Raw genomic sequence first — 26,000 nt, forward strand, 5'->3', positions numbered from 1 at the left:
CATGTGCCGTGTCGCCGACCTGCGCCAGGCCGTACTCGCGAAGAACGACGCGAGCGCCCGGGAACTGCGCGCCGCCCTCGCGGCGCGCGGCACCGCGGTCGTCAATCTGCTGTCCAGCCCGGGCACCGGAAAGACCGCGCTCCTCGAACAGGAACTGCTGCGGGCACGGGAGCGGTCCCTGTCCGTCGCGGCCCTGAGCGCCGATCTCGCCACCGAGAACGACGCGGTCCGCCTGGCCCGTTCGGGCGTCCCGGTCAAGCAGGTGCTCACCGACGGCCTGTGCCACCTGGAGGCGGGGATGCTCGCCGGGCACCTGGACGGGTGGCTGCCCGACGACACCCGGCTGCTGTTCGTGGAGAACGTCGGCAACCTGGTCTGCCCGGCCTCCTACGACCTGGGGGAGACCCTGCGGGTCACCCTCGCCTCCGTGACGGAGGGCGAGGACAAGCCGCTCAAGTACCCCAACGCCTTCGGCCTCGCCCAGCTGGTCGTGATCACCAAGACCGACATCGCGGAAGCCGTCGAGTTCGACGAGGTCGCGTTCCGCGCGAATGTGGAGCAGGTCAATCCGGGGGTCGAGATCGTCATGACCTCGGCGCGCCGGGGGCGCGGGGTCGGCGCACTGCTCGACAGGGCGCTCGCGGTCGCGGACGGCGCCCCCGCCCACACGCCGGTCATGGCCCGGCAGCCCCACCACCACGGTCACACCCATGCCCACGACAGTCACATCCACGACGGTCACACCCACGCGCACCCGGAGGCCACCGGCGCGATGGCCCACACCCACCCGTGAGCGCTCCGCAGGCTCCGGCCGCCGTAGTCGAGGACACTCCGCTGCGCCGCCGGGTCACCGTGCGGGGAGTGGTGCAGGGCGTGGGATTCCGGCCCTATGTGTACGGCCTCGCCACCGAACTCGCCCTGGCCGGACATGTGACCAACACTCCCGAGGGCGTCGTCGTCGAGGTCGAGGGCGCCGCCTCGGCCGTGGCCCGGTTCTGCGACCGGATCGCCGCCCAGGCACCGCCCCTGGCCCGTGTCGAGTCCGTCGACCACCGGGAGATGCCTCCCGCCGGCGACACCGCTTTCACCATCCTCGCCTCCCACTCCGGCGGACCGGCCCGCACCCTGGTCTCCCCGGACACCGCCACCTGCGCCGACTGCCTCGCCGAGCTGGCCGACCCGGCGGACCGGCGGTACCGCCACCCCTTCGTCAACTGCACCCACTGCGGGCCGCGCTTCACGATCGTCACCGGTGTGCCCTACGACCGGGCCAACACCACCATGGCCGGCTTCCCGATGTGCCCCGACTGCGCCCGGGAGTACGCGGATCCGGCCGACCGGCGCTTCCACGCGCAGCCGGTCGCCTGCCCGGCCTGCGGGCCCCGGCTGCGGCTGCTGGTCCCGCGATCCGGGAACGGCACGAACGGCACAGGGGCGGACCCGGTCACGGCGGCCCGCGCGCTGCTGGCGAGGGGCGCGATCCTCGCCGTGAAGGGCCTGGGCGGCTACCACCTGGCCTGCGACGCCACGAACGAGACGGCGGTCGCCCTCCTGCGGCGACGCAAGGCGCGCGGGGACAAGCCGTTCGCCGTCATGGCGAGTAGGGCGGACGACGTCCGGCACCTCGTGCGCCTGAGCCCCGAGGAACGGGCGCTGCTCGAAGGCCGGGCCAGGCCGGTCGTCCTGCTCAGGCGCCGCCCGCACCCGACCGGGGACCCGCGGCCCGCCGAGGCCGTCGCGCCCGGCAGCCCCGACCTCGGCGTGATGCTGCCGTACACGCCCCTGCACCACCTGCTGCTCGGCCTGCCCGGCGACCCGGACGGCCCCCGGCTGCTCGTCATGACCAGCGGCAACCTGTCCGGCGAGCCGATCGTCACCGACGACACCGAGGCGCTGGAGCGGCTCGCGCATCTGGCCGACGCCTGGCTCACGCACGACCGGCCGATCCACGTCCCGTGCGACGACTCCGTGGTCCGCGTCTGCGACGGGCAGCCGCTGGTGATCCGCCGCTCGCGCGGCTACGCCCCCCTGCCGCTCACCCTCCCGTTGCCCGTGCGGCCGGCCCTCGCCGTCGGCGGGGACCTGAAGAACGCCTTCTGTCTGGGATCGGACCGCCACGCCTGGCTGTCGGCGCACATCGGCGACATGGACGACATCGGCACCCAGCGGGCCTTCGAGCACGCGACGGCGCAGCTGGAGTCCATCACCGGCGTACGGCCCGAGACCCTGGTGTCCGACCGGCATCCCGGCTACCGCTCCGCCCGCTGGGCCGACCGGAACGCGGCACACCGGCCCGTCGTACGCGTCCAGCACCATCACGCGCACATCGCCGCCACGATGGCCGAACACGGGCTCGACGGCACCCGGCCGGTGATCGGCGTCGCCTTCGACGGCACGGGCCACGGCGACGACGGTGCCGTGTGGGGCGGGGAGCTCCTGCTCGCCGACTACGACCGCTTCACCCGGTTCGGGCACCTCGCGTACGTCCCGTTGCCCGGCGGCGACGCCGCGGTGCGCCGGCCGTACCGCATGGCGCTGGCCCATCTGTGGGCGGCCGGGATCGACTGGTCCGACGACCTCGCCTGTACGGCCGCCTGCCCGCACGATGAACTACGGCTCCTGGAAAGGCAGTTGGAGCGTGGCCTGAACTGCGTGCCCACGTCCAGCATGGGCCGGCTCTTCGACGCCGTGTCCTCACTGGCCGGTGTCTGCCACCGAGCCGGCTACGAGGCACAGGCCGCCGTCGAGCTGGAGAGCGCGGCTCTGCGCGCGCCCGCCGAGGACACCACGGCGTACGCCTTCGCCCTGCGCGAGCCGGCGGACGACGAGGGCGGCGAGGGTGGCGAGGGTGGCGTCGTACGGGCGGATCCGGCACTCGTGCTCGGGGCGATCGTCGGCGACCTGCGCGCGGGCGTCGAACCGGGCCTGATCGCGGCACGCTTCCACCGGGGCGTGGCCGGGCTGGTGCGCGGGCTGTGCGTGCTGGCGCGGGAGCGGTACGGCCTGGACACCGTTGCCCTCAGCGGGGGCGTGTTCGCCAACACGCTGCTCTCCTCGGCCTGCGCCGCCGGTCTGCGCGAGGACGGCTTCACGGTCCTGCGGCACCACCTGGTGCCGCCCAACGACGGCGGTCTGGCGCTCGGCCAGCTGATGGTGGCCGCCCGGACCACCCCCACCCCCACGCCCATCGACTGAGCGACGCGCGACCCACAGCGAGGAGAGGCTCATGTGCCTGGCGGTACCCGGCAGAGTGCTGGACATCGAGGAACGGGACGGCACCCGGATGGCCACCGTCGACTTCGGCGGCGTGGTCAAGGAGGTGTGCCTGGAGTATCTGCCCGACCTCCAGGTCGGCGAGTACGCCATCGTCCACGTCGGGTTCGCCCTGCAGCGGCTGGACGAGGAGTCGGCACGGCAGACGCTCGAACTCTTCGCCGAACTCGGCCTGTTGCAGGAGGAGTTCGGCGACCCCTGGGAGATGGCGGCGGTGGAGGCGGGCGTGGACCCGGTGGCGGAGGTGTCCGTGGAAGAGGTGCGCAACCAGTGAAGTACATCGACGAGTTCCAGGACCCGGAGCTGGCGCGTCGGCTCCTCGACGACATCCATGCCACGGTGACCCGGCCGTGGGCGCTGATGGAGGTGTGCGGGGGACAGACGCACAGCATCATCCGGCACGGCATCGACCAACTCCTGCCGGACAAGGTCGAGTTGATCCATGGCCCCGGCTGTCCCGTCTGCGTGACCCCGCTGGAGGTCATCGACAAGGCGCTGGAGATCGCCTCCCGCCCCGAGGTGATCTTCTGCTCCTTCGGCGACATGCTGCGGGTGCCGGGCACGGGACGGGATCTGTTCCAGGTCCGTGGGGAGGGCGGCGACGTACGGGTCGTCTACTCGCCGCTCGACGCGCTGCGGATCGCGCAGCGGAACCCGGACCGTGAGGTGGTGTTCTTCGGCATCGGCTTCGAGACGACGGCGCCGCCCAACGCCATGACGGTCCATCAGGCCCGGAAGCTGGGGATCAAGAACTTCAGCATGCTGGTGTCCCATGTCCGGGTACCTCCCGCCATCGAGGCGATCATGTCCTCGCCGAGCTGCCGGGTGCAGGGCTTCCTCGCGGCCGGGCACGTCTGCAGTGTGATGGGGGTGGGGGAGTACCCGGAACTCGCGGAGCGCTTCCGGGTCCCGATCGTCGTGACGGGCTTCGAGCCGCTGGACATCCTCGAAGGCGTACGCCGGGCCGTCCGCCAGCTGGAACGCGGTGAGCACACCGTGGACAACGCCTACGCCCGTGCCGTCCGCCCGGAGGGCAACGCCGCCGCCCGGGCCATGTTGGAGGACGTCTTCGAGGTCACCGACCGGGCCTGGCGCGGCATCGGGGTGATTCCCGACAGCGGCTGGCGGCTGGCGGCGAAGTACCGCGACCACGACGCCGAGCACCGTTTCGAGGTGGGCGGGATCCGGACGGCCGAACCCGCCGAGTGCCGCAGCGGAGAGGTGCTGCAGGGGCTGCTGAAGCCGCATGAGTGCGAGGCCTTCGGCACGCTGTGCACCCCGCGTACGCCGCTGGGGGCCACCATGGTGTCCAGCGAGGGCGCCTGTGCGGCGTACTACCTCTACCGGCGGCTGGACGTGCCCACCACCACGACGGTTCGGGAGGCGAGCCCCGTTGTCTGACACCACCGATCTCCCCGTCCTCGACATCGAGGGGTGGACCTGCCCGGCGCCCGTGCGGGACCGGCCCCGGGTCGTCATGGGCCACGGCGGCGGTGGGGTCCTCTCCGCCGAACTGGTCCAGCAGATCTTCGCGCCCGCTTTCGGGGGCGAGGTGCTCGCCCAGATGGGTGATGCCGCCGTGCTCTCCCTGGGCGGGGCCCGGCTGGCGTTCTCCACCGACTCCTATGTGGTGCGGCCGCTGTTCTTCCCCGGCGGCAGCATCGGTGACCTGGCGGTCAACGGAACCGTCAACGACCTCGCCATGAGCGGGGCCCGCGCCGCCTATCTCTCCTGCGGATTCATCCTGGAGGAGGGCGTCGAGCTGGACGTGGTCACGCGGGTGTCCGAGGCGCTGGGCGCGGCGGCGCGTACCGCCGGGGTGGAGGTGGCCACCGGCGACACCAAGGTGGTGGAGGCCGGCCACGGCGACGGGATCTTCATCAACACGGCGGGCATCGGTCTCGTCCCGGCGGGCGTCGATCTGCGTCCCCAGCGGGTCGTCCCCGGTGATGTCGTGATCGTCAGCGGCGCCGTCGGCGTCCACGGGGTGGCGATCATGAGCGTGCGGGAGGGGCTGGAGTTCGGTGTGGAGATCAAGAGCGACTGCGCGGCGCTCGGCGGCCTCGTCGACGCGATGCTCGCCGTCACCCCTGATCTGCACGTCCTGCGCGATCCCACCCGTGGTGGCCTGGCGGCCTCGCTCAACGAGATCGCGCAGGCCTCCGGCACCGGCGTGGTCATCAGGGAACGCGACGTCCCGGTTCCGTCGGCCGTGGCCAACGCCTGCGCGATCCTCGGGCTCGACCCCATGTACATCGCCAACGAGGGCAAGCTCGTGGCCTTCGTCCCGCGCGAGCACGCCGACGCCGTGCTGGAGGCGATGCGGGCCCATCCGCTCGGCGCGGACTCCGTGATCATCGGCGAGACCGTCGAGGCGCACCCCGGCATGGTCGTGGCCCGCACCGGCCTCGGGGGAACACGGGTGGTCGATCTGCCGATCGGGGAGCAGTTGCCCCGGATCTGCTGAGACGGGCGGCGCGCGCGCCGCCCGTCGAGGAGCCCGCCGTCCACGGGCCGAACGGAACGGGCCGCTATCCCCGGCGGCCCCCGGACGGCGGGTCCTGCGGGTCCACGCCCGTCGTGGCGGAAGCGTCCTTGGTGCCGCTGGGGCGCTGGGAGCGGCCCTTGCGTCCGGTGTCGCGACGGCCCTTCTCGTCCGTGTCGCCGTACTCCTCGCCGCGTGCGCCCTGGCTCTTCGCCGTGTCACCCGGGACGGACTTCGTCTCCTCGGCGGACCTCGTCCGGCCCCGGCCCGCTTGGCCCGCGTGCTCGGCCGTATGGAAGGAGCGGTGGGCGCTCGGATTGTCCTGCTGGCGGGTCTCGTCCACATCGGGCGACCAGCCGTGCTGTCCGGGGCCCTGGTGACGGCTCTGGCCCTTTCCGTGCGCCGGTTCGGACGAACGTGATTTCTTCGACATGGTCCGACCTGCCTGTCCATGGTCAGTGGGGGACGCCGGTCCGGCGTCGCCGCGATGGGTAAATTATCCCCTCTCGTAATATTTCGGGCACATTGTGCTGTCCGGTCTCCGGCCCCTCAGCGCCGCCCGCGGGCGTTGAGCCGGGCGGCCTGGCGGGTCAGGTGGCCGCGCTCGGCGAGGTTCGGGGCCCTCAGCGCCGCCTCGGCGTACAGCCGCGCGGCCGTCGCCAGGTCGCCGTCGCGCTCGTGGAGGTAGGCCGCCACCGCCGTGTGGCGGGGGAGCGCATCGTCCAGGGCCGCGAGCGCCGCCAGACCGGCGCGCGGTCCGTCGGCCTCGCCGACGGCCACCGCGCGGTTGAGCCGGACGACCGGGCTGTCGGTCAGGCGCGCGAGCTCGTCGTACCACTCGACGATCTGCACCCAGTCGGTCTCCTCGGCGGTGCGCGCGTCCGCGTGGAGTGCCGCGATGGCGGCCTGGGCCTGGAACTCGCCCAGCCGGTCGCGGGCGAGGGCCCTCTGGAGGATCCGGACGCCCTCGGCGATCGACGCGGTGTCCCACCGGCCTCGGTCCTGTTCGGCGAGCGGTACCAGACTGCCGTCGGGCGCGGTCCGGGCGGCGCGCCGGGCGTGGTGCAGCAGCATGAGGGCGAGCAGCCCCGCCACCTCGGGATGGTCGATCGCCGCCGCGAGCTGGCGGGTGAGCCGGATGGCCTCGGCGGCGAGGTCGACATCGCCGGAGTAGCCCTCGTTGAAAACCAGGTAGAGGACGCGCAGCACCGTGGCGACATCGCCGGGCCGGTCGAAGCGCACGCCGGAGACGGTGCGCTTGGCGCGGCTGATGCGCTGCGCCATGGTCGCCTCGGGCACCAGATAGGCCTGGGCGATCTGCCGGGTGGTGAGGCCGCCGACGGCGCGCAGGGTGAGCGCGACGGCGGACGACGGTGTGAGTGAGGGGTGGGCGCACAGGAAGTAGAGCTGGAGCGTGTCGTCCGCCGCAGGACCGGGCCCCGGCGCCGGCTCCTCCTCGACGAGGTCCTCGCGCCGGCGGCGGGCGGCGTCCGCGCGGGTCGCGTCGAGGAACTTGCGCCAGGCCACGGTGACCAGCCAGCCCTTCGCGTCGCGCGGCGGGTCGGCGGGCCAGACGCGGACCGCCTCGACCAGCGCGTCCTGTACGGCGTCCTCGGCCGCCGCGAAGTCTGCTCCGCGGCGGACGAGGACGGCGAGCACACCGGGTGTGAGGCTGCGGAGCAGGACCTCGTCCATCGATGCGGTCACTCCGTGATGGTGGGCGACACGCCGTAGAACGGGCGCAGCTCCAGCCACTCGTGGATCGGCTTCCCGCCCGCCCCGGGGGCGGCGGACAGCTCCCCGGCCAGTTCGACGGCGCGTTCGTAGCTGTCGACGTCGATGATCATCCAGCCGGCGATGAGGTCCTTCGTCTCGGCGAACGGGCCGTCGGTGACCGGTGGGCGCCCCTCGCCGTCGTAGCGGACGAACGTCCCTTCGGGGGCGAGCGCCTGACCGTCGACGAACTCGCCGGTCTTCTCCAGCCGGTCCGCGAAGTCCTGCATGTATTGCATGTGGGCCGAGATCTCCTCGGGCGTCCACTGGTCCATGGGCACGTCGTTGACGGCGGCCGGGGCACCTCGGTAGTGCTTGAGAAGCAAGTACTTGGCCATGGCGGTTCTCCTCGGTACTGGTGCGGCCCATTGTGGTCGCGTTCACCTCGGGGACGGAGCCGGGCACGGGTTCTCGACATCGCCGGCGAAAGTTTTTTCTCGGTTGCCGGTGACGAGGTCAGTCGGTCGCGGTGGGTGACGACGGTGCGGCGGCCCGGGGCGGGCAGAATTCGGCCGAGACGACGGTCTTGCCGCCGCCGACCCAGTCACCGTTGAAGTTCAGGGTGATCATGTGGCGGCCGTCCCTGGTGCCGAAGGCCTGGGTCGAGGAGCCGTGGATACCGCCGGAGTGGCCCCAGACCCTGACCCCGCAGCTCGTCTCGTACTCGATGAGGCCCAGGCCGTAGCGCTGGCTAGGCAGGTTGCCCTCGGTCGAGACCGTGGCCGTCATCTGGCGCAGCTGGGCGGGGCGCAGCAGTCTGCCGGTGAAGAGGGCGGTGTAGAAGCGGTTGAGGTCGGCGGCGTCGGTGATCATCTCGCCCGCCGCCCAGGCCCAGGACGGGTTGAGCTCGGTCACGTCGTAGGTCGTGCCCGGGTCCTCCGTGAAGGTGGAGTAGTGCCGGGTGGGGGCGGGCACGCGCGGGTCGGTGCCGGGGAAGTACGTGGCGCGCATCCCGAGCGGCTTGATGACGCGGCGCTCGATCTCCTCGGCATAGGGCCTGCCGGTGACCTTTTCGAGGATCAGTCCGATCAGGAGGTAGTTGGTGTTGGAGTACCGCCAGGACGTGCCGGGCTCGAACTGGGGCGGGTTCCGCAGGGCGAGGGCGATGACCTGCTGCGGGGTCCAGTCGTCGTAGCGGGTCTTGAGGAAGTCGATGCCCAGCACCCGCTGCGCGAACGTGGCGTCCTCGGTGAAGTTGAAGACGCCGCTGGTGTGGTTCATCAGCTGACGCACCGTGATCTTCGTACCGTCGTGGCCGTTGCCCCGGACGAGGCCGGGCAGATAGCGGTCGACCGTGGCATCGAGGTCGACCCTGCCCTCCGCCTGGAGTTGGAGCATGACGGTCGCCACGAGCGACTTGGTGACGCTTCCGGTGCGGAAGCTGTCGCCCGTGCCGCGTGGCTGTCCCGTGGTCAGGTCGGCGACGCCCGAAGTGCCTTTCCACACACCGTGGGTGTCGCGTACCTCGGCCACGACCCCGGGGACGCCCGCGGCGACGGCCGCGTCCATGGCCGCCCGGGTGGCGTCGTGGCCCGGCGCCCGCGTCGCGGCGGCGGCCGTCGGGTGGTCGACCGCGGCCGACGGGGTGGCCGACAGGACCGTGCCCGCCGCCGCGATCGCTGTCATGCCCGCCAGTGCGGTCCGTGTCAGGCGTGTCGACATACGTGCCAACTCTCACTCAGTTCAAGGGACTTGGCACATCGTCCTGACCACCCCTAACACGCGTCCAACGCGCGGCCAACAGCGTGGCCGTGACCCTCTTTGATCACGACCGGGTGCTGGACGAGGATGGTGTTCTTCGATCGACGTCGGACGTCGGGCGCCCGGTGTCTCCGCGTCCGGCGCGGGGGAGTGCCGGTGAGGTTCGCAGTACTGGGAGCGCTGACAGCGGTCGACGACGACGGAGCGGCCGTCGTCGTCCGTGGACCGAAGGCCCGCGCGTTGCTCGCCGTCCTGTTGCTGGAGCCGAACAGGACCGTGCCGGTGGACACGGTGAGGGCGGTGCTGTGGGGCGAGGACCCGCCGCCGACGGCCACCGCCTCGCTGCACAACCACGTCGCCCGACTGCGGCGCGGCCTCGGCGACACCGGTGGCGTACGGCTGCGCACCAGGGCCCATGGACTCGAACTGCGGGTCGACGAGGGGGAGTTGGACCGTGACGTGTTCGAGGGGCGGGTGCGGCTGGCACAGGAGGCCCACCACCGGGGGGAGTGGGAGGCGGCGGAGCGCGTCGCGGGGGATGCGCTCGCGCTGTGGCGCGGCACACCGTTCGCGGATGTGCCCGCCCTCGCCGGTCACCCCGCCGTGACGTTTCTCCAGGAGCAGCGGCTGCAGGTGCTGGAATGCCGCTTCGAGGCCCTACTGCGCCTGGACCGCCTCGACGGGCTGGCCGCCGAACTGGGCTCCCTGGCGGAGGAACATCCGTTCCGGGAGACGCTGCACCGCCAGTTGATGCTCGTCCTCGGTCGCACGGGCCGTCAGGCCGAGGCTCTCGCGCACTTCCGGTCGCTGCGCCGGACCCTGGTCGCGGAACTCGGGGTGGAGCCCGGCCCCGCCCTCCAGGACGCACATCAGGAGGTGCTCCGCAGGGCGGCCGTCCGGCATCGCGAAAGCACCGCCGTCCGGCATCCCGGGGCACCCGCCCACGCTGCCGCTGCCGCGGATCCGGAGGGCGGCCCGTGGACTCCGCCGACGGGGATGCCCGCGCGACCCGAGCAACTGCCCGCGCCGCCCGGTGGGTTCGTCGGCCGCGCCGAGCACATCGCCGAGATCCTTGCCGAGTTGGAGTCGGATCGTGGCCGTACCGCGCTCGCCGTGATCAGCGGCATGCCGGGCGTGGGCAAGACGGGCCTCGCCCAAGCACATCGCGGAACGGCTTCGCGGCGCGTTCCCGGACGGTCAGCTCTACCTCAACCTGCACGGGGCCACACCCGGAATGCGGCCCCTCGCACCCGCCGAGGCCCTCGCCGCCCTCCTGCACGGCCTGGGGGTGGACGCCCGGCGGATCCCGGCCGACGTGGCCGCGGGCTCCGCCCTGCTGCGCTCAGCGCTCGCCCCCACCCGCACACTGCTCGTCCTCGACGACGCGGCCTCGGCGAGCCAGGTGCGTCCACTGCTGCCGGCCGGCGCCGGCTGCGCCGTCCTGCTGACCAGCAGACGGCCGCTGGCCACCCTGGGCGTCTCCACGCATGTCCGGCTCGACCCGCTGTCGCCGCAGGAGAGCGCCCGTCTGCTGGAGCGGGCCTCGGGCCGGTCCTGGACCGCCTCCGACGCCGAACCGGTCGCCCGGCTGGTCGCCCTGTGCGGCCACCTGCCCCTCGCGCTGCGGATCTGCGCGGCCCGGCTGCGGAGCCGTAGGGCGCTGTCGGTGCGGAGGCTCGTGGAACGCCTCGCGCACCAGGAAGAGCGCCTGGACCACCTCGAACTGGAGGACCTGAGCGTCCGCCGCTCCCTGACGGCGGCCCACGAGGCGCTCCTCGCGTCGGGCGACCCGTGCGACGCCGACGCCGCCGGGGCCCTGCTCCTCATCGGCGCGCTCGACCTGCCCGAGTACGGCGCGCCGCCGCTGGCCGTGGCCATGGACCGCACCGAGCGGAGCGCCGAACGCGCCCTGGACCGGCTGGCGGAGGTGGCGCTGCTCCAGGAGACGGGCTGGGGCCGCCACGTCCCGCACGACCTGGTCCGCGACTTCGCCCGGGAACGCGCCGCCCGGCCCGATGCACCGGCCGGGCACGCCGACGCCGTCGACCGGGCGCTGCGCTGGTACGAGCGGCGCCTCGCGCGATGCGCCGCCACCCTGCGGCCCCACCCGGGGCGCGCGCCCGGACAGCCAGGCCCCGACACGGCCTTCGCCGACGAGGCGGCGGCGCTCGCCTGGGGCGACACGGAGGCGGCGAACCTGCTCTTCCTGGCCGGCTCCGGCGCGCACGGGCCGCTGGGGACGACCCGCACCCTGGACCTGATCCACGCCCTGTTCCCCTACCTGCACGACCGCGGCCGGGTGCGGGATCTCGCGCGGCTGACGCGTCATGCCGTCACCCTCGCCAGGTCCAGCGGCGACGCCGCGTCCGAAGCGCGGGCGCTCGGCCACCTCGCCTCCGCGCACTACTCGGCCGGACACGTCCGGCAGGCGCTGCACCTCGTGGACGAGGCCGTCGCACTCAGCGAGCGCCTCCGCGACGACACGGCCCGGATGCGTCACCTCGGCAACCGGGCAGCGCTGCTGAGGGAACTCGGCCGCGACACCGACGCACGGGCGGCCCTGGCACGGTGTCTCGCCCTGCGCACCGGCCCCCTGACGACCGCCGAGGAGGCGATCCTCGCCGGGCACCAGGGATACGTCGCCGAACTCACCGACCCGCGCTCGGCCCTCACGTTCCACCGGCGCAGCCGGGGCCTCGCCCGGGCGGCCGGGAGCGCCGTGATCGAGCAGGTCGCCCTCTGCAACACCGGCCGCGCCCACCTGGTCCTCGGCGAGCCCGCCCGGGCCCTGCGCAGCTTCGACGAGGCGCTGGCCGTCATGGCGTCCGGCGCGGCCCACTGGAACGCGGAGCGGGAGACACGCCTCGGCCGCGCCCAGGCCCTGCGGGCGCTCGGCCGCCTCGCACCGGCCCGGGAGGCGTGCGGGACGCTGCTCGACGAGACCGCCGTACGCGGCGACTCCTATGGGCGGGGCCTCGCCGAGTACGAGTACGGGCACGTCCTGCGGGCGCTCGGCGACGAGCGGGCGGCCATGACCCGGTGGCACAGCGCGCTGACCACCCTGGAGAGCACGGACGCGTCGGTCCTCGCCGACCTGCGCGCCCTGACGGCGGCGACGGCGAAGCCGACGTCGACATGCGGAGGGATCGGGGCGCTACCGGGGAGCGGGCCGGCGGGAAGCTGATCCTCCGCGGCGAGTGCGCCCTCGCCGGCGGTGCCCGGAAGGCGGGCCCGGAATGCGATGCCGGAATGTGATGCCGGAATGCGATGCCCAAACCCTGCCGAGTGCCCTTTGTCCGGCCGTGTATGCCCCCCGGCGGGGTATGTTTCCGGGACGGTCGAGAACTCCGCAGCAGGCTTTGGTTGTCGGACGACAACTGCGTTAACCTTCACCGGATTTTCTCATCCGGCCAATCCGTGAACTGCGGAAATACGGTCGGTGAGCGGGCCTCTGGAGGCCCGGCGCGGGTTCCGAGTCCTCGGTGCGAGGGCTCTTGGGGAGCGGAACGAGGGTGCGCATGAGCAGCAGGACGATCGAGGCCGCCGACCGGGCCCCGGGCGAGCAGGAGCTACGGCAGCTCCTGGCCGGTCTGACCGCCGTACGGGACGGCGACTTCGGCACCCGACTGCCCTCCGACGGCGAGGGTCTGCTCGGCGACATCGCCACGGTCTTCAACGGCATGGTGGACCAGCTGTCCGTGTTCACCTCGGAAGTGACCCGGGTGGCACGCGAGGTGGGCACCGAGGGCACGCTCGGCGGACAGGCCGAGGTGCCGGGGGTCTCGGGCACCTGGGCCGATCTGACCGACTCGGTCAACGCCATGGCGGGCAATCTGACCACACAGGTGCGGGACATCGCGCAGGTGGCGACCGCCGTGGCCAGGGGTGATCTGTCGCAGAAGATCGATGTGCCCGCGCACGGCGAGATCCTGCAGCTGAAGGACACCGTCAACACGATGGTGGACCAGCTGTCGTCGTTCGCCGCCGAGGTCACGCGCGTCGCCCGGGAGGTCGGCAGCGAGGGCCGGCTCGGCGGACAGGCCCAGGTGCCCGGCGTCGGAGGGGTCTGGCGCGACTTGACCGATTCGGTCAACTTCATGGCGGGCAACCTCACTTCCCAGGTCCGCAATGTCGCCCAGGTGACCACGGCGGTGGCTCAGGGTGATCTCTCGCAGAAGATCACGGTGGATGCGCGTGGTGAGATCCTGGAGTTGAAGAACACCATCAACACGATGGTGGATCAGCTCTCCGGTTTCGCCGATGAGGTGACGCGGGTCGCCCGTGAGGTCGGTACCGAGGGGCGGCTCGGCGGGCAGGCGGACGTCAAGGGCGTCAAGGGCACCTGGCGGGACCTGACCGATTCGGTCAACTTCATGGCGGGCAACCTCACCGCGCAGGTCCGCAATGTCGCCCAGGTCGCCACGGCGGTGGCTCAGGGTGATCTCTCGCAGAAGATCACGGTGGATGCGCGTGGTGAGATCCTGGAGTTGAAGAACACCATCAACACGATGGTGGACCAGCTCTCCGGCTTCGCCGACGAGGTCACGCGCGTCGCCCGCGAGGTCGGCACGGAGGGCAATCTCGGCGGGCAGGCGATCGTCCGGGGCGCGTCGGGGACGTGGAAGGACCTGACGGACAACGTCAACGTGATGGCGTCGAACCTGACCGGGCAGGTCCGCTCGATCGCCCAGGTCGCCACGGCCGTCGCGCGCGGCGATCTGTCCCAGAAGATCACGGTCGAGGCCAAGGGCGAGGTCGCGGCCCTGGCGGACGTCATCAACACCATGGTCGACACGCTCTCCGCGTTCGCCGACGAGGTCACCCGGGTCGCCCGCGAGGTCGGCACCGAGGGGCGCCTCGGGGGACAGGCCCATGTGCCGAACGTCGCGGGCACGTGGAAGGACCTGACCGACAACGTCAACTCGATGGCCAACAACCTCACCGGCCAGGTCCGCAACATCGCCCTGGTGACCACGGCGGTGGCCAACGGCGACCTGTCGAAGAAGATCGACGTCGACGCCCGCGGCGAGATCCTGGAGCTGAAGACCACCATCAACACGATGGTCGACCAGCTGTCGTCGTTCGCCGCCGAGGTCACCCGGGTGGCCCGGGAGGTCGGCAGCGAGGGCCGGCTCGGCGGGCAGGCGGAGGTGGAGGGGGTCGAGGGCACCTGGAAGCGGCTGACGGAGAACGTCAACGAACTGGCCGGCAACCTCACCCGTCAGGTCCGCGCGATCGCCGAGGTGGCGAGCGCCGTCGCCGAGGGCGACCTGACCCGCTCGATCACCGTGGTGGCCTCGGGCGAGGTCGCCGAACTCAAGGACAACATCAACTCCATGGTGGAGTCGCTGCGGGAGACCACCCGGGCCAACCAGGAGCAGGACTGGCTGAAGACCAACCTCGCCCGGATCTCCGGCCTGATGCAGGGCCACCGTGACCTGCCCGTCGTCGCCGAACTCATCATGGACGAACTCGCGCCGCTGGCCTCCGCGCAGTACGGCGCCTTCTACCTCGCCGAGGACACCGCGCGCGGCCCCGAGCTGCGGCTCGTCGGCTCGTACGGCTACCCCGACGACACCGAGCGGCCCGACCGCATCCCCGTCGGACGCTCACTCGTCGGGCAGGCCGCGCGCAACCGCCGCCCCATCACCGTGGAGGAGCTGCCGCCGGGCTATGTGACCATCTCCTCCGGTCTCGGACAGGCCGTGCCCAGCGCCCTGGTGGTGCTGCCCATCGTGGTCGAGGACCAGGTCCTCGGCGTCATCGAACTGGGCTCCGTCACCCCCTTCACCCAGATCCACCAGGACTTCCTGGCCCAGCTGATGCCCACCATCGGCGTCAACCTCAACACCATCGTCGCCAACGCCCGCACCGACGAACTGCTGGGGGAGTCCCAGCGCCTGACCGCCGAACTCCAGGCCCGCTCCGAGGAGTTGCAGGTCCAGCAGGACGAACTGCAGCGCTCCAACGCCGAACTGGAGGAGAAGGCCTCCCTGCTGGCCTCGCAGAACAGCGACATCGAGGCCAAGAACCTGGAGATCGAACAGGCACGGCAGGAGCTGGAGACCCGCGCACAGCAACTGGCCCTGGCGTCGAAGTACAAGTCGGAGTTCCTGGCGAACATGAGCCACGAACTGCGCACCCCGCTCAACAGCCTGCTGATCCTGGCCCAGTTGCTGGCCCAGAACCCCTCACGCAACCTCACGCCCAAGCAGGTCGAGTACGCCGGCATCATCCACTCGGCGGGCTCGGACCTGCTCCAGCTGATCAACGACATCCTCGACCTGTCGAAGGTAGAGGCCGGCAAGATGGACGTCGCCCCCGAGCGGGTCCCGCTGCGCAAGCTCCTCGAGTACGTCGAGGCGACGTTCCGGCCGATGACGACCCAGAAGAGCCTGGACTTCACGGTCGCCACCGCGCCGGGCACCCCCGCCGACCTGCTCACCGACGACTCCCGGCTGCGGCAGATCCTGCGCAACCTGCTGTCGAACGCGGTGAAGTTCACCGAACAGGGCGGCGTCACGCTGCGTATCGAACCCGCGGTGGACCGGGAGATCCCGCTCGGCGTCATCCGCGGCGGTCCCGTCGTGGCCTTCCGGGTGCAGGACACCGGGATCGGCATCCCCCAGCAGCAGCTGGAGACGATCTTCGGGGCCTTCCAGCAGGCGGACGGCACCACCAGCCGCAAGTACGGCGGCACCGGCCTCGGTCTGTCGATCACCCGGGAGATCGCCCATCTGCTCGGCGGCGCCGTCACGGTCGACAGCACCCCCGGCCAGGGCAGCACCTTCACCCTCTATCTCCCCGTGGCCCGCGCCGACTTCGAGGACCTGCTCGACGGCGGCGGCCTGTCGACGCAGCACCCGCACCCCGCCGGCCGGGAACTCCCCTCGGCCGCCCGCCCGGATTCCGCTTCCCCCACCGTGCCCGAACAGCGCCGACGCCGTCTGCTCGTCGTCGAGGACCGCCCGCGCGGACTGCTGACCCTCGTCGCCGAACGCGCCGTCGCCGACCTCGCCCCCGACGACGGCCCCCGCGGGGTGATCGACATCATCACGGCGGTCGGGGCACAGGAAGCGGCGACCACGCTGGCCGCCGACCCCTGCCACTGCGTCGTCCTCGAACTCGCCATGCCCGACGACGAGGGCGCACGCCTGCTGGAGGCCATGGAGGGCGACTCCGCGCTGGCCAGCGTGCCCGTCCTCGTGCACACCGGCCATCGCGTGGACCTGGCGCACGAACAGACGCTGCGCTCCCGCGCGGACGGCCGCCCACTGGACTTCCTCTCCAGCCTGGACGAACTGCGCGAACGGATCACCCTGCACCTGTCCGCCGAGGAGCCGGGGGACGTCCTGTCCCTGGTACGCGCCGAGGAGACCCAGCGCCCGGCCGCACAGGTCGTCGACGGCGCCTTCGCAGGCCGTACGGTCCTCGTGGTCGACGACGACGCGCGCAACCTGTTCGCGCTGAGCGGGATGCTGGAACTCCATGGCTTCCACGTCCTGCACGCCGAGAACGGCCGCAAGGGCATCGAGATGCTGCTCGCCCACCCGGACATCTCACTGGTCCTGATGGACGTGATGATGCCGGAGATGGACGGCTACACCGCCACCGCGGAGATCCGGTCGATGCCCCAGTACGCCGACCTGCCCATCATCGCCGTCACCGCCAAGGCCATGCCCGGCGACCAGGAGAAGAGCCTCGCGTCCGGCGCCAACGACTACGTCACCAAGCCGGTCGACACCAACGACCTCATCGGCCGCGTCCGGCACTGGCTGTCCGTATGACGGGCAGCCATGCCGTTCCGCGAACCAGCCGACCGCGTGGTGTCCCTGGACACCCGAGCCGAGGAACAGGCCGACCGTGAGCAATCCCCACCGACCCGGCGAGCCGCAGGACGCCGGGGAAGAACGCGACGGGAAGGAACAGCCTTCCCCCGTCGGCAGACTCGCGGCGACCGTGGAGCGGCTGCGCCGCGAGGTGCAGGCGGCCCAGGCGGAGGCCGACGGGCGCGCCCTGATCGAGCTGGCCAAGGGCATCCTCGTCGAGCGGCTCGGCTGCGGGCCTTCGCAGGCTGCGCGGCAGCTCGCCGAGCTGACCGAGCAGGCGGGCGTGACCCCCCTCGAATTCGCCGTCGAGGTCATCAACCAGGCAGCGCGCGACCGGCTCTCCGAGGTGACGACCGCCTTCCTCGCGATCACGGGCCGCGAGGACGCCACCGAGCCGCCGGCGGACGGGTCCCTGGCCGTACGGCTGCGGACCGCGGAGAGCGCCGCACTGGCCGCCAACGACGCCCAGGCCGTGGCCGACTCCCTGCTGGAACACGCCCTGACGCCGATCGGGGCGGAAGCCGTGGCGATCTGGGCGCTGGGCGCCGACGGCTCCCTCACCCTGGCGGGCAGCGCCGGCTTCTCCGCCGCCGAGGCGGCACGCTGGCGGTATGTGCCGCCGGGCGTGGTGACGGTGGCACGCCATGGGCTCGGCGAGCGGACGGGACAATGGATCGGCAGCCTGTCGGAGACCGGCCTGCCCTCCATCGGCCGGCACCACCACCCCGACGGCGGCCGGGCCGCCGTACCCGCGGGCACCGGCGGCCGTATCCACGGAGTGCTGGAGATCGTCTGGCCGACGCCGCTGGCGGCCCAGCCCCCGCAGATCGTCCGTCAGGTCGAGGCCCTGGCCGAGCTGTGCGCGCACACCCTGGAGACCTACGCCCCGAACCACCCCGATGAGGACTGGCGGCCCGGGATCCTGCCGGATGTCGCCGAGCTGATGGAGCTGGCCGACGGTCTGCACGACCCCGCGCTCGTGCTCGTCCCGCATCTGGACGCCACCGGGGACCTCGTCGACTTCCGCATCCACCACGTCAACAGCCGTTTCCTCGACCCGGCAGGACGGCCGCGCGGCGTCGTCAACGGGGCGCTGCTCCTGGAGACGTATCCGATGGCCGCCGGCGAGAGCGAGCTGTTCGAGCAGGTCGAACGGGTCTATGCCACCGGCGAGGCGTTCCGGGCCCGGCGGATGCGGCTCACGGCCCTGGTGGAGGACGTCCCGCTGGCGGCGGTCGCCGACATCAACATCAGCCGGCACGGCCGCAGCGTCCTGCTCATCTGGCGCATGGAGGACGAGACCGCACGGCTGGCGAGCCTGCTGCAACACGCCCAGCGCCTCGGCCGCATCGGCGGTTTCGAGGAGAACCTCGTCACCGGCGAGATCACCTGGAACGGCCAGCTGTACAGCCTCTACGGCACGCCCTCCGTCAGCGGCCCCGTCCCGCTGGAGGACCTGCCCGCCCACGCCCACCCCGACGACGCCGTCGGCATCGGCAGGTTCCTTCGCACCCTGCTGCACCACCGCCGCCCCGCGTCCGCCGCCTTCCGGCTCCAGCGGCCCGACGGCGTGACCCGGCACATCCGCGTGGTGGCCGAGCCGGTCCTCGACTCCGACGGCCGGCTGTCCGTCGTCCGGGGCGCCTACCAGGACATCTCCGCCCACCACTGGACGGAGGTCGCCCTCGCCGCCACCCGCGACCAGCTCGCCCACTCCGAGCAGCAGGCCAGCGAACGCGACCGCCTCACCCTCCAGCTCCAGCACGCGATCATGCCCCCGGCGCAGGCACCCCTGGAGGCCCCCGGGCTGCGCGTGGCCGTCCGCTACCGGCCCGCCGAGACCCAGCACCTGGTGGGCGGCGACTGGTACGACGCGGTGGTGCTGCCGTCCGGGCTGGTGCTGCTGTGCGTGGGGGACGTCGCCGGGCACGGCATCGAGGCGGCCACCAGCATGGTCGTCCTGCGCAACGCCCTGCGCGGTCTCGCCGTGACCGGCGCCGGGCCCGGCCAGCTGCTGTCGTGGCTCAACATGGTGGCCCACCATCTGACGGGATCCATCACCGCCACCGCCGTCTGCGGCCTGTACGACCCCGACCGTCACACCCTGCGCTGGGCGAGGGCCGGCCATCTGCCGCCCGTCCTGGTACGCCCCGGCGAGGCGACGCCGTTGCCCCTGATCAAGGGCCTGCTGCTCGGTGCCGTGCCCGAGGCCACGTACGAGGAACACGAGCTCCAACTGGCCGTCGACGACACCCTGCTGATGTACACCGACGGCCTGATCGAACGCCGCGACCGGTCCCTGGAGGAATCACTCGCCCAGCTCCTGACAGCCGCGCGCACCGTACCGCCCACGCTCGACCAACAGCTGGACCGCCTCCTCACCCACAGCAGGTCCGACACGGACGACGACACCTGCCTCGTGGGCATCCGGGTGGCCTAGGCCCTGTCGTCAAATTCCCGCCTGCCCCGCGACGCCATGCACGCACTCTCGCCGCACCGGGCCCTGACCCGAGTACGTCCAGTACGCGGGTCAGGGCCCGGCACGCCGAGAGCACGCACCTGACGCCGCGGGGCCGCCCTCCGGGCGACGGCGGGAATTTGACGACAGGGCCTAGGCGGGAAACGTTCGGCGGCACGTCTGCGAACGCGAAGGGTGGGCACACGGTGTGTACGAGGGGGTTCGGACGACAGGACGGGGAATCCGGTGGTGATCAAGGCGATGGGCTGGGCGCATTCGTTTCCCGTGTCGGGAGGCGTGCGCGCCGGCCGGCGGTGGACACGAACGCAGTTGGAGTCGCTCCCGTGGACGGCAGCCGAGCCCCAGACGGTGGACGCCGTCGTGCTGGCGGTGTCCGAACTGCTCACCAACGCGCATGTCCACGCGCACAGCGACGCGCATCTGATCCTGACCTGGGACGGAGACTGCCTGCATGTGAGCGTCCATGACGAGGACCCGACACTGCCGCGCCAGCGTCATCCGCAGGCGGGCGAGGCCTCCGGCCGCGGTGTGGGGATCGTACGGATGCTCGCCGACGAGCTGGAGATGAAGGGGCAGCGGCACGGCAAGACGGTGTCGGCGTGCTTCCGGCCGGCCGGCGGCGACCGGTCGGACGGCGGTGACTGAGCGCTGCCCTGCCTACGGATTCACGGTTCAGTTCGTGGTGAGCATGCCCCGGCGCAGTCGGGTCAGCGTTCGCGAAAGCAGGCGTGAGACATGCATCTGGGAGCAGCCGAGGTGTTCGGCGATCTGGGCCTGGGTGAGTTCGTCGACGAACCTGAGGCAGATGATCCGCCGGTCGCGTTCGTCCAGTTCGGCGAGGAGCGGCGCCAGGACGTGAAAGTCCTCGACCAGTTCCATGGCGGCGTCCTCGGTTCCGATGAAGTCCGCCAGTGCCGCCTCTCCGGTCGCGTCCGCGTTGAGGGCGGCGTCGAGGGAGGAGGAGCTGTACCCGTTGGCGGCCAGCCGCGCCTCGACGACCTCCTCCTGCGGGAGGTCCATCAGTTCGGCCAGTTCCTTGACCGTCGGGGTGCGGCCGAGCCGGCTGTTGAGTTCGTCGGTGGCGCGGGCGAGGTCGACGCGGGCTTCCTTCAGGCGCCGGGGGACATGCACGGCCCACGAGGTGTCACGGAAGAACCGTCTGATCTCGCCGACGATGTAGGGGACGGCGAAGGTGGTGAACTCCACCTCACGCGAGAGCTCGAACCGGTCGATCGCCTTGATCAGTCCGATCATGCCGACCTGGACGATGTCCTCCATCTCGTCCGCGCCCCGGCTGCGGAACCGGCCCGCCGCGTAACGGACGAGGGAGATGTTCATCTCGATCAGTGTGTTGCGCGCGTACTGGTATTCGCGGGTGCCCTCTTCCAGGAGGGCGAGCCGCGCGAAGTACAGCTTCGACAACGACCGCGCGTCCTTGGGCGCCACCTTCAGCGGATCGGTCACCTCCGGCAGTGCGGCGGTGGCGTGGCCGGCGGCCGTCCGGACACTCGTTGTCGCCGTCATCCTGGCTTCCTTTCCTGGCTGGTCGGCCCCGGCTCCCGGCCGTCACCGCGCATCGACGGCCAGCCGCCTACCCCGTTCGGCCGCGGTCATGCGTACGCGTTCTCGATCGACTCCGCCCACCCGCCGCCGGACCTGTCGTCGAGCACCGGCAGCCTCTCGGATGGACAGGTCACGGTCACCCCGTGCGCCGGCTGCCTATACGATGACGTGTCCGTAGCCCGTCGTTCCGTGGCCGCGGTGAACACAGAGACTGGGGAGCGCCGTTCGGCGGCACCTGAGGCAGGGGAGGGACCGTGGATGTCTCCCACGGCGTGGACAGGGCGGTCCCGGCGTCGTCGTTCGGCGGCACCGCGCTGGAGATCCGTTCGTTGTCCGGTCGCCCCGGGATTCGTGTCGCTGGAGAGATCAACGTGATCACCCGTTCGTTCTGGGAAAAGGGACTGGAGGAGCTGGCGAGCGCTCACCGGGATGTCTCCTTCGTGGAACTGTCCGACCTGATGTCCATCGACGTGGGCGGCGCGGCGGCGCTGGCGGTCACCGCCCAGCGGCTGGGCACCGGCCGCATCGTCGTGGACCGTCCGCCGCCGGAGCTGGAACGCATCCTGGGACTGTTCTGGCCCGACCTTCCGATGATCGAGGTGGCGGGGCGATGAGTACGGCCACCAGCAGCGAACCCTTTGTGCACCCGGCGCTGTTCTACCGGGGCAAGGAGCAGTACACGGCGGGCACGGTGCCCTTCCTCGTGGAGGGCCTGGCCGCCGGAGAGGCCGTCGCGGTCGCCGTTCCCGGCCCCAACCTCGACCTGATCAGGGCCGAGATGGGGGCGAGCGCCACCGAGGTGACGTTCCTCGACATGACCCGGGCGGGCCGCAACCCGGGGCGGATCATCCCCGGTGTCCTGCGTGCCTTCGCCGACGCCCACCCGGCCGGCCGGGTGCGGATCATCGGGGAACCGATCTGGGCCGGTCGTTCGGCCGCCGAGTACCCGGCGTGCGTCCAGCACGAGGCCCTCATCAACGCGGCGTTCCAGGGCCGTGAGGTGACGATCCTCTGCCCGTACGACGCGGACGCCCTGGAGCCTGAGGTGCTCGCCGACGCCTACGCCACCCATCCCGTCGTCATCGACACCGGCGTCGAACAGGCAAGCGACGCCTACGACCCCGAGCTGGTCGTCGCCCGCTACAACCAGCCGCTCGTCCACCCGCCCGGGGCCGCGTCCCTGTCGTTCGAGGCGGAATCCCTCCCGCAGGCCCGTACGTTCGCGGTCCGGGAGGCCGAGCAGCTGGGCCTCGCCGACGAGCGGATGCAGGATCTGACGCTGGCGGTGGCGGAACTGACCACCAACAGCGTGGTGCACGGCGGTGGTTCGGGGACACTGCGGATCTGGGCCGAGGGCGAGCAGATCGTCTGCGAGGTCCACGACCGCGGCCGGCTGACCGATCCGCTGGCGGGCCGGCGGCCACCGGCCCGCGACCAGCTGGGCGGGCGCGGGCTGATGCTCGTCCACTACATCGCCGACCTCGTGCGCCTGTACACCGCGCGGGACAGCACCACCATCCGCTTCTACCTGAACCGCTGACAGCCCGGACAAAAGCGCTGACACCGGTCCGGACGGCGGCTCAGATGGCGGCGCGGATGGCCTGTTCGAAGCCCACGACATGGCTGCGGGCGAGGTGGGCCGCCTTGTCGGGGTCACCGGCGACGATCGCCTCGATCAGCGGGCCGTGCTCCTCGACGTGACCGGCCATGTCGGAGAGCCGGTCGACGAACAGACACCAGATGCGGGTGGCCAGGTTGTCGTGGCGGACCAGGGTGTCCTCGAGGTACGGGTTGTGTGTGGCGGCGTAGATCGCGCGGTGGACCTGGAGGTCCAGCTGCATCAGTTCGGTGGCGTCCTGTCGACCGGAATCCGCACTCTCCAGCTCCCGCCGTAGGGCCGTCAGGGTCGCACGGTCCGTGGCCGTGGCCCGCCGTGCGGCCTGGGCGGCGGCCAGGGGTTCCAGCTCCTGGCGGACCTCGGAGATATGGGCGAGGTCGGTGATGTTGACGTCGGTGGCGAAGGTGCCGCGCCGGGGGTAGGTCGCGACCAGGCGCTCGTACTGGAGCCGCTTGAGGGCCTCGCGCACCGGCGTCCGTCCGACGCCGAGGGACTGCCCCAGCTGTTCTTCGTTGATCGGCGCGCCCGGGCGGATCTCCAGCATGACGAGACGGTCGCGGATGACGCGGTAGGCGCGTTCGGCGAGGGAGAGCTCCTCGCCCTGTTCCCCGCCACCGGGCTCTGTCGCCAGCTGCTGCATGAAGTGCCCCCTTGACCTGTCCGGCGAGCTCCCATACCTTACCGCAGAGGCTGATATATCAGTCGTTCATTAGTCGGCTCTCAGAATGGTGTGCAGATGGCAGCCATCCCGTCCCTCACCACGGTCGCCTCCTCCCTCTCCCTCCCGCTCGGCGCGCTCGACCCGGAGATCGCCGCCGCGGTCGACGCCGAGCTGCGCCGCCAGCAGTCCACCCTCGAAATGATCGCCTCGGAGAACTTCGCCCCGGCCGCCGTCATGGAGGCCCAGGGTTCGGTCCTGACCAACAAGTACGCCGAGGGTTACCCGGGCCGCCGCTACTACGGCGGCTGCGAACACGTCGACGTCGTCGAGCGGTTGGCCATCGACCGGGTGAAGGAACTGTTCGGCGCCGAGGCCGCGAACGTACAGCCGCACTCGGGTGCCCAGGCCAACGCCGCCGCGATGTTCGCGCTGCTGGAGCCCGGCGACACCATCCTCGGCCTCGACCTGGCGCACGGCGGCCATCTGACCCACGGCATGCGCATCAACTTCTCCGGCAAGCTGTACGACGTCGTGCCGTACCACGTGCGCGAGTCCGACATGCGTGTCGACATGGACGAGGTCGAGCGGCTCGCCCTCGCCCACCGGCCCAGGATGATCGTCGCGGGCTGGTCGGCGTACCCCCGTCAAGTGGACTTCGCCGCGTTCCGGCGGATCGCCGACGCGGTGGGCGCGTACCTCCTGGTGGACATGGCGCACTTCGCGGGACTGGTGGCCGCGGGCCTGCACCCGAACCCGGTGCCGTACGCCGACGTCGTGACCACCACCACGCACAAGACCCTCGGCGGCCCGCGCGGCGGTGTGATCCTCAGCCGGGCGGGCCTGGCCAAGAAGATCAACTCGGCGGTCTTCCCCGGGCAGCAGGGCGGCCCGCTGGAGCACGTCATCGCGGCGAAGGCGGTGGCCTTCAAGGTGGCGGCGGGCGAGGAGTTCCGCGAGCGTCAGCGGCGCACACTCAAGGGCGCGAAGATCCTCGCCGGACGGCTGCTGGCCGACGACGTCGCCGAGGCCGGGATCACCGTGCTGACCGGCGGCACCGAGGTCCATCTGGTCCTCGTCGACCTGCGGAACTCCGCGCTCGACGGGAAGCAGGCCGAGGACCGGCTGCACCGCGTCGGCATCACCGTCAACCGCAACGCGGTGCCGTTCGACCCGCGCCCGCCGATGGTCTCCTCGGGCCTGCGGATCGGTACGCCCGCCCTGGCCACCCGGGGCTTCGGCGAGGCGGAGTTCCGCGAGGTCGCCGACATCGTCGCCCAGGCCCTGAAGGAGGAGCGGCTCGACGACGAACGCGCGGGCCTGCTGCGCGACCGGGTCGCGAGGCTCGCCGACACGTTCCCCCTGTACCCCCATCTCGACGGAGCCGCCGCATGACCGCCGACACGCTGCCTGAGCACCCGGACTGGCTCTGGCGCAACCCCGAGCCGCGCTCCTCGTACGACGTCGTCATCGTCGGCGCCGGCGGCCACGGCCTGGCCACCGCCTACTACCTCGCCAAGAACCACGGCATCACCAACGTCGCGGTCCTGGAGAAGGGCTGGCTGGCCGGCGGCAACATGGCCCGCAACACCACGATCATCCGCTCCAACTATCTGTGGGACGAGAGCGCGGCGATCTACGAGCACGCGCTCAAGCTGTGGGAGCGGCTCCCGGAGGAACTGGACTACGACTTCCTGTTCAGTCAGCGCGGAGTCCTCAACCTCGCGCACACCCTCCAGGACGTCCGCGAGGGCATGCGCCGCGTCAACGCCAACCGGTTCAACGGCGTCGACGCCGAGTGGCTGACCCCGGAGGAGGTCGCCGAGGTCTGCCCCATCCTCAATGTCTCCTCCCGCACCCGGTACCCGGTCCTCGGCGGCACCTTCCAGCCGCGGGCCGGCATCGCCAAGCACGACCACGTCGCCTGGGCCCTGGCCCGCCGCGCCGACGAGCTGGGTGTGGACCTGATCCAGGGCTGCGAGGTCACCGGCTTCCTCAAGGACGGCGACCGGGTCGTGGGCGTCGACACCAACCGGGGCCGCATCCACGCCGGCCGGGTCGGTCTCGCGGCCGCCGGGCACAGCAGTGTGCTGGCCCGGCGGGCGGGCGTACGGCTCCCCGTGCAGTCGCATCCCCTCCAGGCGCTGGTCTCCGAGCTGCACGAGCCGGTGCATCCGACGGTCGTCATGTCGAACCACGTGCACGTCTACGTCTCCCAGGCGCACAAGGGCGAGCTGGTGATGGGCGCGGGCGTCGACTCGTACAACGGCTACGGCCAGCGCGGCTCCTTCCACGTGATCGAGCAGCAGATGGCCGCCGCCGTCGAACTGTTCCCGGTCTTCGCCCGCGCGCATGTCCTGCGGACCTGGGGCGGCATCGTCGACGTGACTCCGGACGCCTCGCCGATCATCGGCACCACTCCGGTCGAGAACCTGTACGTCAACTGCGGCTGGGGAACGGGCGGTTTCAAGGCGACCCCGGCCGCCGGCTGGACCTTCGCCCACACCATCGCCACGGGCGAGCCGCATCCGCTGAACGCCCCCTTCGCCCTCGAACGGTTCGCGACGGGCGCGTTGATCGACGAACACGGCGCCGCGGCCGTGGCCCACTGACGGACGAGG

Annotated in this window: 19 protein-coding genes and 1 pseudogene; 14 read left to right on the forward strand and 6 right to left on the reverse strand. The window is 71.8% G+C overall.

Annotated features, from left to right (window positions below):
* The first annotated feature begins 1 nt into the window (after position 1).
* Genes hypB through hypE form a run of 5 tightly spaced genes read left to right on the forward strand, consistent with a single transcriptional unit; the run spans position 2 to position 5,740 of the window.
* A complete protein-coding gene (hypB, locus tag ABT147_RS22305; RefSeq protein WP_351408760.1) occupies positions 2 to 793 on the forward strand; it encodes a hydrogenase nickel incorporation protein HypB in 792 nt (263 codons plus the stop codon).
* The gene (gene hypF / locus ABT147_RS22310; protein WP_351408762.1) at positions 790 to 3,195 is read left to right on the forward strand and encodes a carbamoyltransferase HypF; all 2,406 of its coding nucleotides are present in this window, start codon (positions 790 to 792) and stop codon (positions 3,193 to 3,195) included. Before hypB ends, hypF begins: the two co-directional genes overlap by 4 nt.
* Positions 3,196 to 3,226: 31 nt before the next feature.
* A complete protein-coding gene (locus tag ABT147_RS22315; protein ID WP_351408765.1) occupies positions 3,227 to 3,547 on the forward strand; it encodes a HypC/HybG/HupF family hydrogenase formation chaperone in 321 nt (106 codons plus the stop codon).
* Positions 3,544 to 4,674: a hydrogenase formation protein HypD gene (gene hypD / locus ABT147_RS22320; protein ID WP_351408767.1), complete on the forward strand. Its 1,131-nt coding sequence runs from the start codon at positions 3,544 to 3,546 to the stop codon at positions 4,672 to 4,674. The genes ABT147_RS22315 and hypD overlap by 4 nt, the downstream gene beginning before the upstream one ends.
* Positions 4,667 to 5,740, forward strand: coding sequence for a hydrogenase expression/formation protein HypE (gene hypE / locus ABT147_RS22325; protein ID WP_351408769.1), 1,074 nt, complete (start codon positions 4,667 to 4,669; stop codon positions 5,738 to 5,740). The genes hypD and hypE overlap by 8 nt, the downstream gene beginning before the upstream one ends.
* A 64-nt stretch (positions 5,741 to 5,804) precedes the next feature.
* Here the strand turns inward: hypE and ABT147_RS22330 are convergent, their stop codons facing one another.
* The 4 genes from ABT147_RS22330 to ABT147_RS22345 all read right to left on the reverse strand — a co-directional run bounded on the left by ABT147_RS22330 (position 5,805) and on the right by ABT147_RS22345 (position 9,157).
* The gene (locus ABT147_RS22330) at positions 5,805 to 6,191 is read right to left on the reverse strand and encodes a hypothetical protein (RefSeq protein WP_351408771.1); all 387 of its coding nucleotides are present in this window, start codon (positions 6,189 to 6,191) and stop codon (positions 5,805 to 5,807) included.
* Positions 6,192 to 6,307: 116 nt separating this feature from the next.
* Entirely contained in the window at positions 6,308 to 7,453 is a 1,146-nt protein-coding gene (locus tag ABT147_RS22335) for an RNA polymerase sigma factor (RefSeq protein WP_351408848.1), read from the reverse strand.
* Between the two features lie 8 nt (positions 7,454 to 7,461).
* Positions 7,462 to 7,869, reverse strand: a complete 408-nt coding sequence (locus ABT147_RS22340; protein WP_351408774.1) for a YciI family protein — start codon at positions 7,867 to 7,869, stop codon at positions 7,462 to 7,464.
* 118 nt (positions 7,870 to 7,987) lie between these two features.
* Positions 7,988 to 9,157, reverse strand: a complete 1,170-nt coding sequence (locus tag ABT147_RS22345) for a serine hydrolase domain-containing protein (protein ID WP_351408776.1) — start codon at positions 9,155 to 9,157, stop codon at positions 7,988 to 7,990.
* A gap of 162 nt (positions 9,158 to 9,319) precedes the next feature.
* On the opposite strand from ABT147_RS22345, the pseudogene ABT147_RS22350 reads away from it, so the two are divergent.
* The 5 genes and pseudogenes from ABT147_RS22350 to ABT147_RS22370 all read left to right on the forward strand — a co-directional run.
* A pseudogene (locus tag ABT147_RS22350) lies at positions 9,320 to 10,054 on the forward strand (AfsR/SARP family transcriptional regulator); the annotation flags it as partial.
* 412 nt (positions 10,055 to 10,466) lie between these two features.
* A complete protein-coding gene (locus ABT147_RS22355; RefSeq protein WP_351408778.1) occupies positions 10,467 to 12,416 on the forward strand; it encodes an NB-ARC domain-containing protein in 1,950 nt (649 codons plus the stop codon).
* A gap of 334 nt (positions 12,417 to 12,750) precedes the next feature.
* The gene (locus tag ABT147_RS22360) at positions 12,751 to 17,019 is read left to right on the forward strand and encodes a HAMP domain-containing hybrid sensor histidine kinase/response regulator (RefSeq protein WP_351408780.1); all 4,269 of its coding nucleotides are present in this window, start codon (positions 12,751 to 12,753) and stop codon (positions 17,017 to 17,019) included.
* Positions 17,020 to 17,095: 76 nt separating this feature from the next.
* Entirely contained in the window at positions 17,096 to 19,501 is a 2,406-nt protein-coding gene (locus ABT147_RS22365) for a SpoIIE family protein phosphatase (RefSeq protein ID WP_351408783.1), read from the forward strand.
* A 264-nt stretch (positions 19,502 to 19,765) separates the two neighbouring features.
* A complete protein-coding gene (locus tag ABT147_RS22370; protein WP_351408785.1) occupies positions 19,766 to 20,185 on the forward strand; it encodes an ATP-binding protein in 420 nt (139 codons plus the stop codon).
* A 27-nt stretch (positions 20,186 to 20,212) separates the two neighbouring features.
* On the opposite strand, the gene ABT147_RS22375 is transcribed toward ABT147_RS22370, so the two are convergent.
* Complete coding sequence (locus tag ABT147_RS22375; RefSeq protein WP_351408787.1) at positions 20,213 to 21,064, reverse strand: RNA polymerase sigma factor SigF; 852 nt, start codon at positions 21,062 to 21,064, stop codon at positions 20,213 to 20,215.
* A gap of 293 nt (positions 21,065 to 21,357) precedes the next feature.
* Here ABT147_RS22375 and ABT147_RS22380 point away from each other — a divergent pair, with 293 nt between their 5' ends.
* Entirely contained in the window at positions 21,358 to 21,717 is a 360-nt protein-coding gene (locus tag ABT147_RS22380) for a hypothetical protein (RefSeq protein ID WP_351408789.1), read from the forward strand.
* Positions 21,714 to 22,643: an anti-sigma factor RsbA family regulatory protein gene (locus ABT147_RS22385; RefSeq protein WP_351408791.1), complete on the forward strand. Its 930-nt coding sequence runs from the start codon at positions 21,714 to 21,716 to the stop codon at positions 22,641 to 22,643. Before ABT147_RS22380 ends, ABT147_RS22385 begins: the two co-directional genes overlap by 4 nt.
* A gap of 40 nt (positions 22,644 to 22,683) precedes the next feature.
* Here the strand turns inward: ABT147_RS22385 and ABT147_RS22390 are convergent, their stop codons facing one another.
* Positions 22,684 to 23,361, reverse strand: coding sequence for a GntR family transcriptional regulator (locus ABT147_RS22390; RefSeq protein ID WP_351408794.1), 678 nt, complete (start codon positions 23,359 to 23,361; stop codon positions 22,684 to 22,686).
* Positions 23,362 to 23,457: 96 nt separating this feature from the next.
* Between ABT147_RS22390 and glyA the strand changes: the two genes are divergently transcribed.
* The gene (gene glyA, locus ABT147_RS22395; RefSeq protein WP_351408796.1) at positions 23,458 to 24,774 is read left to right on the forward strand and encodes a serine hydroxymethyltransferase; all 1,317 of its coding nucleotides are present in this window, start codon (positions 23,458 to 23,460) and stop codon (positions 24,772 to 24,774) included.
* Positions 24,771 to 25,991, forward strand: a complete 1,221-nt coding sequence (locus tag ABT147_RS22400; protein WP_351408798.1) for a sarcosine oxidase subunit beta family protein — start codon at positions 24,771 to 24,773, stop codon at positions 25,989 to 25,991. The genes glyA and ABT147_RS22400 overlap by 4 nt, the downstream gene beginning before the upstream one ends.
* Positions 25,992 to 26,000: the final 9 nt, after the last annotated feature.

The sequence above is a fragment of the Streptomyces sp. NPDC001868 genome, from assembly GCF_040297125.1.
Taxonomy (GTDB): Bacteria; Actinomycetota; Actinomycetes; order Streptomycetales; family Streptomycetaceae; genus Streptomyces.

Coding starts and splice junctions, on each gene's coding strand:
- ABT147_RS22335 (WP_351408848.1), bottom strand. CDS start 7,453: ATGGACGAGGTCCTGCTCCGCAGCCTCACACCCGGTGTGCTCGCCGTC.
- ABT147_RS22315 (WP_351408765.1), top strand. CDS start 3,227: ATGTGCCTGGCGGTACCCGGCAGAGTGCTGGACATCGAGGAACGGGAC.
- ABT147_RS22375 (WP_351408787.1), bottom strand. CDS start 21,064: ATGACGGCGACAACGAGTGTCCGGACGGCCGCCGGCCACGCCACCGCC.
- ABT147_RS22340 (WP_351408774.1), bottom strand. CDS start 7,869: ATGGCCAAGTACTTGCTTCTCAAGCACTACCGAGGTGCCCCGGCCGCC.
- ABT147_RS22330 (WP_351408771.1), bottom strand. CDS start 6,191: ATGTCGAAGAAATCACGTTCGTCCGAACCGGCGCACGGAAAGGGCCAG.
- glyA (WP_351408796.1), top strand. CDS start 23,458: ATGGCAGCCATCCCGTCCCTCACCACGGTCGCCTCCTCCCTCTCCCTC.
- ABT147_RS22355 (WP_351408778.1), top strand. CDS start 10,467: ATGCGGCCCCTCGCACCCGCCGAGGCCCTCGCCGCCCTCCTGCACGGC.
- ABT147_RS22400 (WP_351408798.1), top strand. CDS start 24,771: ATGACCGCCGACACGCTGCCTGAGCACCCGGACTGGCTCTGGCGCAAC.
- ABT147_RS22390 (WP_351408794.1), bottom strand. CDS start 23,361: ATGCAGCAGCTGGCGACAGAGCCCGGTGGCGGGGAACAGGGCGAGGAG.
- ABT147_RS22345 (WP_351408776.1), bottom strand. CDS start 9,157: ATGACAGCGATCGCGGCGGCGGGCACGGTCCTGTCGGCCACCCCGTCG.
- ABT147_RS22385 (WP_351408791.1), top strand. CDS start 21,714: ATGAGTACGGCCACCAGCAGCGAACCCTTTGTGCACCCGGCGCTGTTC.
- ABT147_RS22360 (WP_351408780.1), top strand. CDS start 12,751: ATGAGCAGCAGGACGATCGAGGCCGCCGACCGGGCCCCGGGCGAGCAG.
- hypB (WP_351408760.1), top strand. CDS start 2: ATGTGCCGTGTCGCCGACCTGCGCCAGGCCGTACTCGCGAAGAACGAC.